We start from the raw sequence: 15,412 nt of genomic DNA, 5'->3' as shown, positions 1-15,412 counted from the left end.
ACCCGTCGGCTCGGCGAAAGTCAGTGGGTGAGCGGGTGGGCGTGGTAATGCCTCGCACCGGTCGTCGAATCAAGACGTGACGAAGTGAGGATTCCAGGAAATAACTCTGAGATCGGTCATGCCACTTCCGGACATCGCGTCGCCCCCGTAGGTCACGCTGAAGTATTGGGCCGTTACGAACACACGGGCTCTGCTGGTCAACGCAGGGAGCCAAGTCGTGCAGGAATTCTGACAACGGTTCCAGAACTGACTTGATCGTGTCGAGCGTATTCGTACGTGCCATACGGATCCGACGGTTCCGTCGAGCGATCTCCGTGGATCCAATATTTGCTGGACCTTACCCGGGGGGAAGTTCAGCTGTCAATAAACGTCTTGATTGTGTCCGGATCTGAACGGAAGCGCCAATTTAACATGTCTCACACTTGCATCAGTGGTTACAGTGCGCCCGTCTCTTTGGTTGCGTTGATCATTCTTTCCCCTTTCAGCACTTCGAATGGGGTGGGCGACGGCAAGGGGAAAGATAAGTTAAAGAAACGTGCAGCAATAAATCCAGGCAGGTCAGACCATGTGTCAACGGTATTTCCCTCTCACGGGATCGAGCAGGCCGGAGCTCAGGACACCCTCTCCGGACGGGGTGCGGAATCCCCTGACACGGCCCGCGCCACACCGCCGCTATCGGCTGACTTCAGCCGGTGGCTGGTGGCCGGAGGGCGAGAGGCCTGTGCCTGCGGGACTCCTGAAACGACCTTGAGCGAGGTCTCACGGACCTGCTCCGGGTCCAAGGGGCAGTTGGCTGTCGTCGCTCAAGGGCATGGCGGGTTGCTGCCCCGCTCCTTTGCGGGCGCGTCACCGGCCCGCGCCGGCAAGTCCGTGACGCGCGTCCAGGAGCCACTGGCGCAGGGGCACTCCGCCACTGCCGTACGTGTCCGTGGGCCGCTGGCCGCCGGAACACGGTGCGACGTAGCTGCTGGAAGCGGTGAAGGTCGACGGGTCCGGTTCGCTCATCGGCGGTGGGGGAGTGTTGTTCATCGCGGGGGCGTCCTGTCCGGGTGGGGAAGCGGGTGGTCACCAGCAGGTGGACACCGCGGTGCGGCGTGGCGGGCCGTGAAGTGGGCGGGAGCCGGTCCTCGACTGGCTCGGGCCGCTGCCGTCGCCGAGCACGACCACCTCACCCGCGGCCCCCAGCAACTGCACGCCCTGCACGTCCTGTGCGCCGAACACGACAATGTCCTGGCCGCCCCGCGTCACCTGTGCGACAGCCGAAACGCCGACGGCGCTCTGCGCCTCGCGCTCGGCCTGATCTGGTACTGGCGCATGCGTGGCCGGGACGACGACGCCGCCTACTGGCTCGACCAGGCCACCGAGATCCCCACCGGCCACCGCGGCGTGCAACACGACATCGCCACCACCTTTCCCCTGCGCGCACTGCTGCGCCAGTACGACGGCGAACTCGACGGCGCCGTACAGGACGTGCAGGCGGCGAAAGAAGCGGCCCGCGCGCTCGGAGCACTCAGCATCCAGGACGAGATCTACATCGCCCTGCGTCTGACGGACCTGCACACCCGTACCGACCAGCCCGCACGGGCACTGGAGCTGATCACCACGACCCGGCAACGGGTGCTGGCCTCGCACTCACCCGGAATGGCGATCATTCTCGATGCGTGCCAGGCCCGACTGCACCTGCAGACCGGCGACTTGGCAAATGCGGGCGAGCTGCTCGATACGACCGAGACTGCCCTGTCCCACCGGCGTCCGCTGCGCGGCGCCCACGACCTCACCGAACCCCGCATCCGAACCCTGAGCGCGCGAGCCCGGACGGAAATCGGCGACCAGCCGTTCGAGGAGGCGTACACCGCGGGCTGGGACCTGAAGGTGACCGCCGCCCTGCAACGCGCAGACCCCGCCCTCCAACTCGCTGCCCGACCGCCCGGGTGAGCGGCACAGAGCGGCAAGACTCCCAGGCGGGCCTCTGCGCTCCGGCATCGGCCGGCAGGTCTACGGTGTCATCCGCTCCACTGATGAGGCCTCGCTGAGGCGGCCCGGCATGGCCCGTCACTCGACGGGTGATCAACTGGGCAGTACGTCACCTCGGGCGGTGGGGACTGCGGATCCACCGGTGTGTACGCGGCAGGCCCTGACCGGCCTCTACGATGATCGAATGCGCCAGCCCGCCCCAGAGCCGTACTGGAACACCAACGTTGCCCGGCATCCCGGCATCCTTCGGTCTGTTCCCGAGGGGTGCGGCGATGCCCTGGAAGTTGGCTGTGGGAACGGGCTGCTGGCACGGAAGCTTGCCGGGCGGGCGAAACGCGTCACCGGGATCGACAGGTCGCCGGACATGATCGCCTGCGCACGCGAGTTGGCTGCCGGCTACTCGCAACTCACCTTCATCGAGGGCGACTTTCTCACCACGGAACTTCCCGGTGCGCAGTACGACTTCGTCTGCTCGGTGACCACGATCCATCACATGGGCTTCGAGGCAGCACTCATCCGCATGCGTGAGCTGCTGCGGCCCGGCGGCACGCTGGTCGTGGTCGGTCTGGCCCGCGAGGCGAGCGTGACGGAGTGGGCGGCGTTTGTCGCAGCTTCCCCGATCGTGCAGATCACGAAGGCGCTGCCGCTGGGGGTGGACCGCAAGACGGTCAGGAAGTACCCGGGGCCCGCCACAACGTCCCCCTCAACCAGAGGCTTTCGATGCGATGCGATGCGACGCCCGCCGCCACCATATGCTGCTGAGCAGGGTGGCCAGGGAGGTCGGTGCCGCGCGCCGTTGAGAGCTGAGCCTGCCTCACTGTTCGGCTGGCAGAAGCGCCGCGAAGCGTGAGGCGCCGGTGCGGGCTCGGGGCGTTCGGGTGAGGGGACGCCGACTCCGCCGTACTCAATGAGGGTGGTCCGGCCAGGTCGTGGCAGACGGGGCATGCGACCATCGCGGCTACCTGCGTGCCGAAGCCTCATCGCAGGGCCGCGCCGTCGAGGCGCGCACCACGAGTTCGGTGGCGAGTTCGATGTGGTGGGACTCGACCTTCTCGCCGTTGGCCAGCCGGAGAGCGGTGCGGAGGGCGGCGCTGCCCATCTCTCGTAGGGGCTGGCGCACGGTGGTCAGCGGCGGTGAGGTGATCTGGGCGAGGCTCGTGTCGTCGAAGCCGACGACGCTGAGGTCTTCGGGGATGCGCAGGCCGCGGGTGCGGGCGGTCTCGATGACGCCGACGGCGATCTCGTCGTTGCCCGCAAAGATCGCCGTCGGCGGTTCGGGCAGGTCCAGCAGCGCCGCGGCGCCGAGCAACCCGGCCTCGTACGTGAATTCTCCGGGCAGGACGTAGGCATCGGGTACCCGCGCTCCTTCCGCCTCCATGGCGGCGCGGTACCCGTGCACGCGTGCCTGGTTGCACACGGCCATCGTCGGTCCGCCGAGATAGGCGACGCGACGGTGGCCCAGAGAGAGCAGGTGCCGGGTCGCGGCCAGACCGCCCGCGAAGTTGGTCGCGCCGACACTGTTGACCCGGCTGTCGGGCAGGTGCAGCGGGTCCAGCACGACCAACGGCAGCCCGGACCGGGCCAGTTCGTTCAGGTGCGCCGTGGAGTACACGCTGGTGACCGCGATGACGGCGCGGCGCCCGGCCGAGACCAGGTCCCGAGCCCAGTGCGGGGCGTGGGACGCCTTGCTGATCACCACCGAGGCCCCCAGTTCGGCGGCGGCGTCGATGATGCCTTCCAGTGTCTCGGCCACGTACGACTTGAGGCCGCCCTGGAACTGCACCTCGATGGTCGGGCTCTGGACGGCACCGGTGTGGCGGAAGACGGGTGCGAGGTAGTGGTGTTGGTGCAGCAGTTGCTGTACCCGGGTGCGGGTGTGCGGTGCCACGTCACCGCGACCGTTGACCACTTTGGAGACGGTGGCGATGGAGACCCCGGCCACTCGGGCGATGTCAGCCAAGGTGGTGCGCCTGGCGTTCGGCCGCATCGATTCCTCCCCGCTGTGCGTCCACCGGTGTGGTGAGCTGCCGGTGGGGCAGCCCCCGCACCGACGGTGTGTCTGCCGCGGACATTGCACCACCTTCGCCTGATCGTTCTATTTCGAAAACTTTTCGGACTGGGCCGACGTCCATTGAGGATCGTTCGTACCGGATGGTACGCAGCGGTTTACGGCTCTGCAACGGCGCTGCACGCACCTTGACACGGTGTCAGGTCGAAATCTAATTTGCACGAACAGAGTTCCAAAAAGGAAATTTCGAAAACTTTTCGGTACGGCTCCTGAGAATCCGACAACTCTCGATTCGAGTGCGGAGAACAGACATGGAGATCCATCTCTCTCGGCGTACCCTCCTCGGCCTGGCCGCCGGCGTTCCGGTCTCCGCGGCGCTGGCGGCCTGCGGCTCCTCCGGTCCCGGCTCCGGCGGGGAAACCACTTACTGGTACCTGAACGGCCAGCCTCAGGAAGGTGTCAGAGCGGGCGCGGTGGACGCCTTCAACAAGGCCCATCCCGATGAGCAGATCAAGGACACCACCTTCCAGAACGACGCGTACAAGACGAAGATCAAGACCGCCATCGGTGCCGGGCGGGCGCCCACCATCATCTGGGGCTGGGGCGGCGGGACGCTGCGCAGCTATGTGAAGGCGGGCCAGGTCGAGGACCTCACCCCGTGGTTCGACGAGCACCCCGAGGTCAAGAAGCGGCTGCTGCCGTCCTCGTTCGCCGCGGCGACCGTCGACGGCAAGATCTACGCGATGCCGGGTGAGACGGTGCAGCCGATCATCCTCTACTACAACCGGAAGGTCTTCGACCAGGTCGGCGTGGAACCGCCGAAGTCCTGGGACGACATCATGGCGCTGGTGCCCAGGTTCAACGCCAAGGGCATCGCACCGTTCTCCCTCGGCGGCCAGTCCCGGTGGACGAACATGATGTGGCTGGAGTTCCTGTTCGACCGCATCGGAGGTCCGGAGGTCTTCCAGGCCGTCGTCGAGGGCGAGAAGAACGCCTGGTCCGACCCGCGCGCCATCACCGCGCTGACCAAGGTGCAGGAACTGGTCAAGGCAGACGGATTCATCAAGGGCTTCTCGTCGATCACCGCGGACTCCAACGCCGACCAGGCGCTGCTGTACACCGGCCGCGCCGCGATGATGCTGCACGGCGCCTGGTCGTACGGCATCCAGCAGGCCAGGGGAGGGGACTTCGTCCCCGGCGGCGGACTGGGCTACATGAACTTCCCGCCCGTCGAGGGCGGCAAGGGCGATCCGGGCAACACCGTCGGCAACCCCGCCCAGTACCTGTCCCTGTCCTCCAAGGCCGACTCCGACCAGAAGAAGACCGCCAAGGACTTCTTCGCCCGGGGCGTCCTCCAGCAGGAAGAGGTGCAGAAATGGATCGACAACGGATCGGTCCCGATCCGGCTGGGCACCGAGAAACTGCTGGCAGCCGCCAAGAACGCCGATTTCCTTCAGTTCACCTACGACATCGCCACCAAGGCCAAGGAATTCGGTCAGTCCTGGGACCAGGCGCTCAGTCCGACGGCCGCCGAGACCCTGCTGGACAACATCGTCAAGCTGTTCCAACTGTCCATATCGCCGCAGCAGTTCGCCCGTAACCTCAACGCGGTCACCGGCACATGAGCTCGCTGGCCGGCCGTCAGCCGCGTCACGGACCGCGCAGCATCCTGCCGTGGCTGGCGGCACCGGCGCTGGTGGTCTTCGTGGGGTTCGCCGTGATTCCGCTCGTCGGCGTCTTCGCGCTGAGCTTCACCACGTGGGACGGAATCGGCGCCATCCACCCGTCGGGGCTGACCAGTTGGCGTGCGGTACTCACCGATCCCGGGCTGCCGCACGCCCTCGGGGTGACGTTCCTGGTGATGGCCGTCTCCTGGGCCGTCCAGACACCGCTGAGCATTCTGCTCGGCACGTTCATGGCGGGCCGCCACCGCTACCGTGCCGTGCTGGGCGTGGTGTACTTCGTCCCGCTGATGCTCAGCTCCGCGGCGATCGCGCTCGCGTACAAGGCGCTGCTGGATCCGAACTTCGGGCTCGGCGCCGGGCTGAAGATCCAGGTACTCAGCCAGGACTGGCTGGGGCGGCCCGGGCTCGCGTTCGGAGTCGTCGTGTTCGTCGTCTCCTGGCAGTTCATCCCGTTCCACTCCCTGATCTACCAGGGTGGAGTGCAGCAGATCCCGAAGTCCCTCTACGAGGCCGCGCAGTTGGACGGCGCCGGGCGGATCCGGCAGTTCTTCAGCATCACGCTGCCCCAGCTGAAATACACCATCATCACCTCGTCCACGCTGATGGTGGTCGGGTCGCTGACCTTCTTCGACCTCATCTTCATCCTGACCGAGGGCGGCCCCGGCGACGCCACCCGGGTCCTTGCCCTGGACATGTACAAGCGGGGATTCCAGGCCAGCCTGATGGGACCGGCCAGCGCCATCGCGGTCATCCTGGTCCTGGTGGGGCTGGCCCTGGCCCTGCTGCTGCGCCGGCTCGGGGGCCGCGACGCCGGCGCGAGCCAACTTGAGGGGGCCTGAGGTGACCGACACACTGACCGAACCGCGGCGACCGCGGCAGGCCGGCCACCGCGAGCGGCAGGCTCCAACCCGTCCGGCGGCCCGCAGGCGCAACTGGGCCGGCGGCCTGGCCGGCTGGCTCTGGTTCGTCGTCGTGGCCGTACCTCTGTACTGGACCCTCATCACCAGCTTCAAAGCCCAGAACCGCTACTATGCGAGCAACCCGCTGGTGCCTTCGGGCGACCCGACGCTGGACAACTACCGGTTGGTCATCGAGTCCGACTTCCTCCGCTACTTCGTGAACAGCGTCGTGGTCACCGCCGGCGCCGTGGTGCCGGCGGTCGTGTTCTCCTTCATGGCCGCGTACGCGATCGTGCGAGGCTGGCGGATGCGGATCCTGCGGGGCATGAACGGGCTGTTCCTCATGGGCCTGGCCATTCCCTTGCAGGCGACGGTGATCCCGGTCTACCTGATCATCATCAAGCTGCAGCTGTACGACAGCCTGATGGCGCTGATCCTGCCGTCGATCGCCTTCGCCATCCCGCTGTCGGTACTGGTGCTCTCCAACTTCATCCGCGACGTTCCCAAAGAGCTGTTCGACTCGATGCGGGTCGACGGCGCCACCGAATGGACGACGCTGTGGCGGCTGGCGGCACCGCTCACCCGTCCGGCGATCCTCACCGTCAGCATCTTCAACGCACTGACCATCTGGAACGGATTCCTGCTGCCGCTCATCCTGACGCAAAGCCCTGACCGCCGGACCCTGCCGCTGGCACTGTGGACCTTCCAGGGCCAGTACGGGGTCAACGTCCCCGCCGTCGTTGCCGCCGTCGTCCTGACCACCCTGCCTGTCCTGGTGCTGTACGCGTTCGGCAGGCGCCAACTGCTGAGCGGTCTGACCGCCGGATTCAGCCGTTGACCGGCGCCGGAGCCCGGATGCGATCCGCCCCGTATCGAGTCCCGTATCGAGTCCCGTACCGAGTCCTGTTCGTCTACCTGTTGGTCCGTCGCGCCTTGATCGAGGTTCTGACGGGCCTGGGAGGAAAATGAACGCCACCGTGGCTGCCGAGGACACCCCCGGAGTCTTCCTCTGGAACGACCCCACCGTTCCTGTCACCGCGAGAGTCGACGCCCTGATCGACGCGATGACCCTGCAGGAGAAGACCGCCCAGCTGTACGGAGTGTGGGTGGGTGCCTCCGATCAGGGCGACGAGGTGGCCCCTCATCAGCACGACATGGAGGAGGCCGTCGATCTCGACACACTCCTGCCCTTCGGGCTGGGCCAGCTGACCCGGCCCTTCGGCACGGTCCCGGTGGACCCCGCTCTGGGCGCACTCTCCCTGGCCCGCACCCAGACCCGCATCGCCGCCACGAACCGGTTCAACATCCCCGCTCTCGCGCACGACGAGTGTCTGGCTGGCTTCGCCGCCTGGGGGGCGACGGTCTACCCCGTTCCGCTATCCTGGGGCGCCACCTTCGATCCGGACACGGTGCGGCGCATGGCCGCCGCCATCGGCCGCGACATGCGCGCCGTCGGTGTCCACCAAGGTCTCGCGCCCGTCCTGGACGTGGTGCGCGACGCCCGCTGGGGCCGGGTCGAGGAGGCCATCGGCGAGGACCCGTACCTCGTCGGCACCCTGGGAACGGCATACGTGCAGGGGCTTGAGTCCGCCGGGATCGTCGCGACGCTCAAGCACTTCGTCGGCTACTCGGCCTCCCGGGCCGGCCGCAACCTCGCTCCCGCCTCCGTGGGCCCGCGCGAGCGCGCCGACGTTCTGCTGCCTCCCTTCGAGATGGCCATACGAGAAGGCCGCCCCCGGTCGGTGATGAGTGCCTACACCGACACCGACGGCATGCCCTCGGCGGCCGACGAGGAACTGCTCACCGGGCTGCTGCGCGACACGTGGGGCTTCGACGGCACCGTCGTCGCCGACTACTTCGCCATCGCCTTCCTGAAGACCCTGCACGGCATCGCAGCCGACTGGGCAGGAGCCGCCGTCACGGCGCTGCGCGCGGGCGTCGACGTCGAACTGCCCAGCGTCAAGACGTACGGTGCGCCCCTGGCCGACGCCGTTGCCGACGGCCGCGTAATGGAGGCCGACGTCGACCGCGCCCTGCGCCGGATACTCACCCAGAAAGCGGTGCTCGGCCTGCTCGACCCGGACTGGAACCCCGTGCCGGCCGCGCTCGACGGAGCGGACCTGGACGATCCGGGCGCCCTGCGCGGCCGGATCGACCTGGACGGTCCCGACAACCGCGCGCTGGCCCGTACGGTCGCCGAGGAGGCGGTCGTACTGCTGAGCAACGACGGCACCCTGCCGCTCGGGCGGCCTCGCCGCATCGCCCTGCTCGGTCCCAACGCCGACGAGCCCACCGCCGTACTGGGCTGCTACTCCTTCCCCCAGCACATCGGCGTCCGGCACCCCGGCACCCCGCTCGGCATCGAGCTGCCCACGCTGCGGGACACGCTCGCCGCCGAGTTCGCCGACTGCGAGATCACCGTCGCCCGCGGCACCGGAATCGACGACGGGGATCTCTCCGGTCTCCACGAGGCCGTTCAGGCGGCACGCGAGGCCGATGTCGCCCTGGTCGTGCTCGGCGACCGCGCCGGACTCTTCGGGCGGGGCACCAGCGGAGAGGGGTGCGACGTCGGGACCCTCGCACTGCCCGGCGCACAGCAGCAACTGCTCGACACGCTGCTCGATCAGGAGACACCCCTGGTCACCGTGCTGCTCGCGGGACGGCCGTACGCTCTCGGCCGCGCCGCACGGGAGTCCGCCGCGATCGTGCAGTCCTTCTTCCCGGGCGAGGAGGGCACCCACGCCATCGCCGGGGTGCTCAGCGGTCGTACCAACCCCTCCGGACGCCTGCCGGTCAGCGTGCCGCGCGAGCCAGGATCCCAGCCGGCCACCTACCTCGGGGCGCGGCTCGCGCACGCCGGCGAGGTGTCCAGCATCGACCCGACCCCCGCGTTCGCCTTCGGCCACGGTCTGTCCTATACGCGATTCGACTGGACAGACCTGACCGTGGACGCCCATGAGGCCCCGACGGACGGCGAGTTCACCCTCGCCTTCACCGTCCGCAACGCAGGCGGACGGCCTGGAACCGAGGTCGTCCAGGTCTATCTGCACGACCCGGTCGCGTCCGTGGTCCAGCCGGTGCAGCGCCTGATCGGCTACGCCCGGGTCGCACTGGAGGCGGGCGAGGCATGCCGCCTGCGTGTCACGGTCCCGGCCGACCTCGCTTCCTTCACCGGTCGAGACGGTCGGCGCGTCGTCGAACCGGGCGACCTGGACGTACGGTTGGCCGCCTCCAGCGCGGATCCGCGTCTGACGGCCAGGGTCACGCTGACCGGAGCGGAGCGTTACGTGGACCATACGCGCCGCCTGCACGCCACCGTCGAACAGGAGCCGACCGCCCGGGCATGAAGCGGGTCCGCGCAGCCCACACCGCGGCGGCGCTGCGTCCCACTGTCCGGCGCCCCGTTCCGAACCGGGCGGCGACCGCTCGACCTTGGCCTCGGTCATCTCACAACACGCTGCGCCGGGCCGACTGCGCCGCATTGCTCGTACGCCGAAGGTCCATGGCGCGGCCTGCTCGCCGGGGATGACCGTGTTGCCCAGAACGCCGAGCCGCGGGCCGGAGACCTGCACGATGCCGCCGCGATTGTGGCCACGGGCCCTGGCATGATCGCGGTCATGACTCCGCCGAGTTCACGGCGGACGCGGTCTCAAGTCTGCGTATAGCCGTACCGCGCCTTGACCGAGGCCAGGTCCGGTTCGCCGAACCTGGCACGCAGCAGGTCGAATGCATGGACCTTGGCCGCGCCGAATGAGTTCAGGTGGGCGGCATAGGCGTCGGCGGTGAGGAAGACGGGCGGAGTCGTCTTGCTGTGGAACTTGTCGGCGTACATGACCAGTTGCTCTTCGACCGTCTCGGCCAGATAGTCGGCCTCGGGTAGGGCGAGGCCCTGCGTGCGGATGTCGTGCCGGCTGAGGCCAACTCCCGTGTGGCAGGAGCAGAAGCGGCACAGTCGCTCCGGGAACCCCTCCTGCCGGAGGAGCTCGTGGCCGAGGACACCATGGCGGATGTAGTTGCCGTGATCGAGTCGGCTGGCCTGGTCATAGAGCCGGTAGACACCGATGTCGTGCAGGAGCGCACCGACGCGGACAAGATCGGTGTCGAGCGCGAGGTCTGTCCGCTTCCCGAGCTGTTCGGCGATGTCGCCGATGATCTGACAATGAGTGAAGACGAGGTCCAGGGCCTCGTGCGACGGCGCGTGCCGTTCGTGCAGCGCGCGTACCTCGTCGACTGTCGGGAGGGTCACTGCGGCAGCGTATCCTCCGTCGACCTCACGACTTTGAAGATCGGCGATGCCCAAAAAACTGCTCAACCTCCCGCAAAGCTATGGACAGGTCGGTTGCTCGCGGGCTGCCCCTGGACCAGCCCGTTGAGCGCCCGCCCTCTCCGCGCAAGGCCACACCGGCTCGGTCTCGGTGCCGGCCGCGCGGGCCAACTGCCTCTTGGGAGGGGGAAGGAACGGGCTGCTGCGTGCGGGGTCGGGGTAGGGACACGGTGCATGATGTCGACATGTGAGACGTCGATGCGACAGGGGAGTCGCGCACACCGACCGTCGCCTGTCCGATCATCAGGATGATCATCGGTTGGCAGATCTCTATCGTGGCGCGTATGTGCGGCGAGTGTCTGCCCTTCAGCAGGAGATTCATGTGACCGCTCGCCGTCGACGTGCAACGTTCGGTATCGCCCTGACCCTGTTCCTCGCCGTGTCGGCCTGCTCGGCTGATCAGACGTCCCGGTCGGCAGAAGGCCCACCAGCGGTGAAAGGGAGCAGCTCTCCAAGACCTCCACTGACCGGCGCGGAGATCGAGGCCGTCACGCTGAGGGCCCTTGAGATACCGGGAGCAGGCCACTCTCCCGTACGCGTGCTGGACCCGAAGCTGGCTCAACCCACGTTTCCCCCTGTCTCGAATCCTTCCTGCCAACGGATCCTTGACGTGCTGAATGCCAGTACGGCCTCGGCCCTGGTGGTTCAGGACATCAGCTGGCAGGACCCCATCGCCAACAGCAGCGCCACGCTAGCCTCATACAGCGGCGCGGGAGCACAGCAGGCCTTCCGCCTGCTCCGCGACGCACTGCCCATCTGCAAGCAGTACTCCGGTGTCAACTACACCGGCAAGTACCGTGCCGAGCTCACTGCGCGAACGTCTCCGGCGTTCGGCGACGAGGCCGTCAGTTTCCACATCACCTATCCGGAAACGGAATTGGGTGGATTCGTGGACACGCACCACGTCGTCGTGCGCACCGGGGTGTTGTCGCGGTTTTCACCGACTCGCGTACGGGGAAGAAGGCGAAGTTCCCCACCGGGCACGTGACCGAGCAGGTGAACCGGCTGCGTGTCGCTCAGCGCTCCTGACAGCAGCAGAGCAGCAGAGCAGCAGGGCAAGCGCAGCAGGGCGCCGGGCATGCTGCGAGGGATCGCAGGCTCGCCCGGTGCCTTGTGCGTCGGCGCGGGCTGATCAGAGCACCGGCGGCCCCGCCTCGATGCGGCGCAGCACCGGAAGGAGGCGGTCCAGGTCGGGCCCGGTCTGGACCTGCCGCTCGTCCCACCAGGTGGCACCGACGTCGTGCAGGGGACCGACCACGTCCCGCGCTTTCGCCGTGTCCGGGGGTGTGGCACCGCCGAGCACGAACTCGAAGGGGCGCTCGGCCCCGGCCGTACGGTGCTCGCGCACGTAGCCGACCAGTTCGCGTACTTCCGCGACGTCCGGCACATGGCCGTGCCGGGCCGATTCGAAGAGCGGCACCGCGCCGTCCCATCGCGCAGCCCGGCGCATGGGCGCACGACGCGGCCAGAACCCGCCGATCCACACCGGTGGTCCGGGCCGTTGCACGGTGGCGGGCAGCAGCGCCACATCCCGGACCTCGTAGTGCCGGCCGTGGTGGTTCACCGGCTCGCCGGACCAGAAGCGGCCCAACAGCTGAAGTCCCTCATCCAGCCGCTCGGCGAGTACGCGCGGTTCGGCGCCGTCGCCGAAGCTGCGGTATTCGTCCTCGACGGGACCGCCCAGCCCGGCGGCGAAGATCACCCGGCCGCCGCTGAGGTGGTCCAGGGTGGCTACCTGGCGGGCCAGTTGCTGCGGACGGTAGCGGGGGACCGGTGTCAGCAGGGTGCCCAGCCGGATCCGGGAGGTCGCCAGCGCGGCTGCGGTCAGCAGCATCCAGGGATCTCCGAAGGGACGCCCTTGGTGGCGACGGTGCAGGATGTGGTCCCAGACGAAGAGCCCGTCCCAGCCGGCCTGTTCGGCGGCCGTTGCCGCCGTCGCGACGTTGCGGGGGTCGGCGAAGTCGCCGAAGTTCGGGATGTTGATGGAGAAGCGCATCCCAGCAGGATGCGCAGCCGACCACGAAGTGGCAACCGGATTCGGATACGGGTGTCCGCCGCACAGCAGGTTGCGAACCGTGCAGGATGCGTCAGGATTTCTGAACCACAGCCTGCGTACAAGACTGACTCGGCGGGCTTCGCATCACGTGCGGCCCGGGCCGCTGCGTCGACTCAAGTGAACGCTCCGGGTCCGGATGGTCGAAGTGGCCGTCCGGAGGGCTGTCAGAGTTGGCCCGGGCATCCGGGCGGGGAGAGGCCGCACGGCACAGGCGCGCCACGGAGTAGCGTGGCGGTTGCCGCAGTGCGTCGCCCCTCAGAGGGATGGCCACGGCTTACCTCCGAGGCTCAGGAAACGGCGATCTGCTTGCCGTACTGGATCGCTGCCGCCGGGCCGCGGACGTGAGCGTCGCCGTCGTCGCTCCCTCCTGGCTTCGTCAGCAGCCCACCGTGGTGGCGCCGATCGCCGGCGCCCGCGTCCCCGGGCAACGTGCCTCGCTCATCGAATCCTTCACGCTCACCCTCAACGTTGACGAGATTGATCGGTGCTCACTTGTCTATGCCGGTCCGGCCGGGTCGATGTGGCTGTCCCTCTCGGCAGCGCATGTGCCGGGCCCCGACCTTCGCGAAGTCGGCCTGCCGATCGAGGCGCCAAAGGAGGTCGCCGTAGTCGAGCGCGGGCACACCCAAAGACGAGTACTATCGCGTTTCGAAAGAAACGCGATAGCATCGCGTTCGGTTCGATGCTGGCCCTCCGTGCCCCACCGCATCGACGACTTCCCGAGGAGCCCCATGGCTGCCCTGCTCTCCCCCCTCCTGGACCTGCTGACGCTTCAGGGCACGGTCACCGAGACCGAACCTGTCGCCGCCCGGCTCCGTCGCCTGCGCATCGAGGGCGAAGCCCTGTCCGGGCTGACCGTCCGCCCCGGACAGCAGGTGAGGGTCATGGTCGGCGACGGGCTGACCCTGCGCACGTACTCGATCTGGCGCTATGACCCGTCGGGCGCGGTCGAATTGTGCATACTGGATCACTCTGAGGGTGGCCCCGGAGCACGGTGGGGGAGCAGCGCCACGGTCGGCGACCGGGTCCGACTGTGCAAGCCGGAAGGGACGTTTGTGCTGCGGCCCGACGCCGCGCACCACGTGTTCGTGGGGGAGGAGACGGCGTCGGTCGCCTTCGGCGCGATGCTGGGCGCACTGCCTGACGGGGCGCGAATCTCCGGCTGCATCGAAACGGAGACGGCTGCCGACCAGCTCCCCTTGCCGTACTCGGACCGCCTCAACTGGACCATCAGGAATGGCACTTCGCTCCCGGACGCGGTGCGACGCCTCGCCCCTGAGCCGGGCGGGATCGCGTACGTCGCCGGGGAGGCGCGGACCGTGCAGCACGTGCGGCAGGTGCTCGTGCGAGAAGCTGGCTGGGACCGACGGGCGGTACTCACCAAGCCGTTCTGGGCACCGGGCAAGCGCGGGCTGGAGTAGGGCGGCATCGCGCTTGCGCTTCCAGGGATGTGGCCGCCGCACCCGCTCATGCGTGCAAGGCGGATTCTTCAGCTTCGGGGAATCCGGCAGTTGGCGCGCGGCGACCCTGGAATCGGCCCCTTGTCGGCGCGGACTCGGTTGGGCCGGGTCCGCAGCCGTCCGGCATCCGGGCGTGCGACGCGGACCTGTTTCAGGGTTGGCTCGAACTGCGGAGGATCGCCCCGCTCCCGGCCGTGATCACGATGGACACCGGCTTGTGGCCCTGCTCGAAGTCCAGGTGCAGCTTGGTCGTCAGACCGCCACGCGAGCGGCCGAAGCCGTGGTTGTCCGGTTCAACGCCGATCCCGAGGGCGAGGCCGAGCTGGCCGCCGTCGATCAACTGCCGACTGGCCCACGTCGGGCGACGCCCCGGCTTGACCCCCTGGGGCAACCGCAGTTCCAGCCGGGCCCACCGGCCTGCTCGGTTGCGGAGTGAGGTTCCCTCGCCGGGACCAGACGCGGTTCAGCCCCGATCGCAATCGGGCGGCGGATGCCACATCCGGCCAGGCGCGTCGTGTCGTGGTGCATCAGGCGTCGGCAGGGCAGCTTGCGGACACGAAACGGGAACGGGACGGGAATCCGTTCGGAGAGGGTTCCTCCAACGCAGGTCGCGGCAGGTGCCACACCGGATCTCCGGACGCGGGCCGGTCTCCGGCCGGTGGCACACGACCCGACCGCCCAGTTCGAACAACGCCGTCTGAAACAAAGCCGTCTGAGGAGTCCACGTGAGCTCGAAACCTGTCGTACTCATCGCTGAAGAGCTGTCGCCCGCGACGGTGGACGCTCTGGGCCCGGACTTCGAGATCCGGCACTGCAACGGCGGCGACCGTGCCGAGTTGCTGCCCGCGATCGCCGATGTCGACGCGATTCTGATCCGTTCCGCGACGAAGGTCGATGCCGAGGCCGTCGCTGCCGCGAAGAAGCTGAAGGTCGTCGCACGGGCCGGCGTCGGCCTGGACAATGTCGACGTCTCCGCCGCCACCAAGGCCGGCGTGATGGTCGTCAA

The 15,412-nt window shown here is 68.2% G+C and carries 13 protein-coding genes and 1 pseudogene; 9 read left to right on the top strand and 5 right to left on the bottom strand.

What is annotated here, in order from left to right; all coding sequences use genetic code 11:
• Positions 1 to 846: 846 nt before the first annotated feature.
• Positions 847 to 1,029 (bottom strand): hypothetical protein, encoded by a 183-nt coding sequence (locus ACFVH5_RS12245; protein WP_385833459.1) that lies wholly within the window; start codon positions 1,027 to 1,029, stop codon positions 847 to 849.
• Between the two features lie 75 nt (positions 1,030 to 1,104).
• Here ACFVH5_RS12245 and ACFVH5_RS12240 point away from each other — a divergent pair, with 75 nt between their 5' ends.
• Positions 1,105 to 1,935, top strand: coding sequence for a hypothetical protein (locus tag ACFVH5_RS12240; protein WP_385833458.1), 831 nt, complete (start codon positions 1,105 to 1,107; stop codon positions 1,933 to 1,935).
• A 223-nt stretch (positions 1,936 to 2,158) separates the two neighbouring features.
• Positions 2,159 to 2,824 (top strand): class I SAM-dependent methyltransferase, encoded by a 666-nt coding sequence (locus tag ACFVH5_RS12235; RefSeq protein WP_385833457.1) that lies wholly within the window; start codon positions 2,159 to 2,161, stop codon positions 2,822 to 2,824.
• A 108-nt stretch (positions 2,825 to 2,932) separates the two neighbouring features.
• Here the strand turns inward: ACFVH5_RS12235 and ACFVH5_RS12230 are convergent, their stop codons facing one another.
• Positions 2,933 to 3,961, bottom strand: coding sequence for a LacI family DNA-binding transcriptional regulator (locus ACFVH5_RS12230; protein WP_385833456.1), 1,029 nt, complete (start codon positions 3,959 to 3,961; stop codon positions 2,933 to 2,935).
• A gap of 338 nt (positions 3,962 to 4,299) precedes the next feature.
• Here ACFVH5_RS12230 and ACFVH5_RS12225 point away from each other — a divergent pair, with 338 nt between their 5' ends.
• The 4 genes from ACFVH5_RS12225 to ACFVH5_RS12210 all read left to right on the top strand — a co-directional run bounded on the left by ACFVH5_RS12225 (position 4,300) and on the right by ACFVH5_RS12210 (position 9,913).
• The gene (locus ACFVH5_RS12225; protein WP_385833530.1) at positions 4,300 to 5,607 is read left to right on the top strand and encodes an extracellular solute-binding protein; all 1,308 of its coding nucleotides are present in this window, start codon (positions 4,300 to 4,302) and stop codon (positions 5,605 to 5,607) included.
• Complete coding sequence (locus ACFVH5_RS12220; protein WP_384800877.1) at positions 5,604 to 6,506, top strand: carbohydrate ABC transporter permease; 903 nt, start codon at positions 5,604 to 5,606, stop codon at positions 6,504 to 6,506. The genes ACFVH5_RS12225 and ACFVH5_RS12220 overlap by 4 nt, the downstream gene beginning before the upstream one ends.
• A gap of 1 nt (position 6,507) precedes the next feature.
• Complete coding sequence (locus ACFVH5_RS12215) at positions 6,508 to 7,404, top strand: carbohydrate ABC transporter permease (protein WP_385833455.1); 897 nt, start codon at positions 6,508 to 6,510, stop codon at positions 7,402 to 7,404.
• Positions 7,405 to 7,531: 127 nt separating this feature from the next.
• Positions 7,532 to 9,913 (top strand): glycoside hydrolase family 3 N-terminal domain-containing protein, encoded by a 2,382-nt coding sequence (locus tag ACFVH5_RS12210; protein WP_385833453.1) that lies wholly within the window; start codon positions 7,532 to 7,534, stop codon positions 9,911 to 9,913.
• A gap of 302 nt (positions 9,914 to 10,215) precedes the next feature.
• On the opposite strand, the gene ACFVH5_RS12205 is transcribed toward ACFVH5_RS12210, so the two are convergent.
• Positions 10,216 to 10,812: an HD domain-containing protein gene (locus tag ACFVH5_RS12205; RefSeq protein ID WP_385833452.1), complete on the bottom strand. Its 597-nt coding sequence runs from the start codon at positions 10,810 to 10,812 to the stop codon at positions 10,216 to 10,218.
• 337 nt (positions 10,813 to 11,149) lie between these two features.
• Here ACFVH5_RS12205 and ACFVH5_RS12200 point away from each other — a divergent pair, with 337 nt between their 5' ends.
• Positions 11,150 to 11,878, top strand: a complete 729-nt coding sequence (locus ACFVH5_RS12200) for a hypothetical protein (protein WP_385833451.1) — start codon at positions 11,150 to 11,152, stop codon at positions 11,876 to 11,878.
• A gap of 144 nt (positions 11,879 to 12,022) precedes the next feature.
• Here the strand turns inward: ACFVH5_RS12200 and ACFVH5_RS12195 are convergent, their stop codons facing one another.
• Positions 12,023 to 12,886 (bottom strand): LLM class flavin-dependent oxidoreductase, encoded by an 864-nt coding sequence (locus tag ACFVH5_RS12195; RefSeq protein WP_385833450.1) that lies wholly within the window; start codon positions 12,884 to 12,886, stop codon positions 12,023 to 12,025.
• Between the two features lie 791 nt (positions 12,887 to 13,677).
• Between ACFVH5_RS12195 and ACFVH5_RS12190 the strand changes: the two genes are divergently transcribed.
• The gene (locus ACFVH5_RS12190; protein WP_385833529.1) at positions 13,678 to 14,367 is read left to right on the top strand and encodes a siderophore-interacting protein; all 690 of its coding nucleotides are present in this window, start codon (positions 13,678 to 13,680) and stop codon (positions 14,365 to 14,367) included.
• 190 nt (positions 14,368 to 14,557) lie between these two features.
• Here the strand turns inward: ACFVH5_RS12190 and ACFVH5_RS12185 are convergent, their stop codons facing one another.
• Entirely contained in the window at positions 14,558 to 14,746 is a 189-nt protein-coding gene (locus tag ACFVH5_RS12185; protein WP_385833449.1) for a hypothetical protein, read from the bottom strand.
• 385 nt (positions 14,747 to 15,131) lie between these two features.
• Here ACFVH5_RS12185 and ACFVH5_RS12180 point away from each other — a divergent pair.
• Positions 15,132 to 15,412: pseudogene (locus tag ACFVH5_RS12180) on the top strand (phosphoglycerate dehydrogenase); the annotation flags it as partial.

This window comes from Streptomyces sp. NPDC127119, assembly GCF_042677425.1.
In the GTDB taxonomy this organism is placed as follows: Bacteria; Actinomycetota; Actinomycetes; order Streptomycetales; family Streptomycetaceae; genus Streptomyces.
This window is presented reverse-complemented; position numbering and strand designations above follow the sequence as displayed.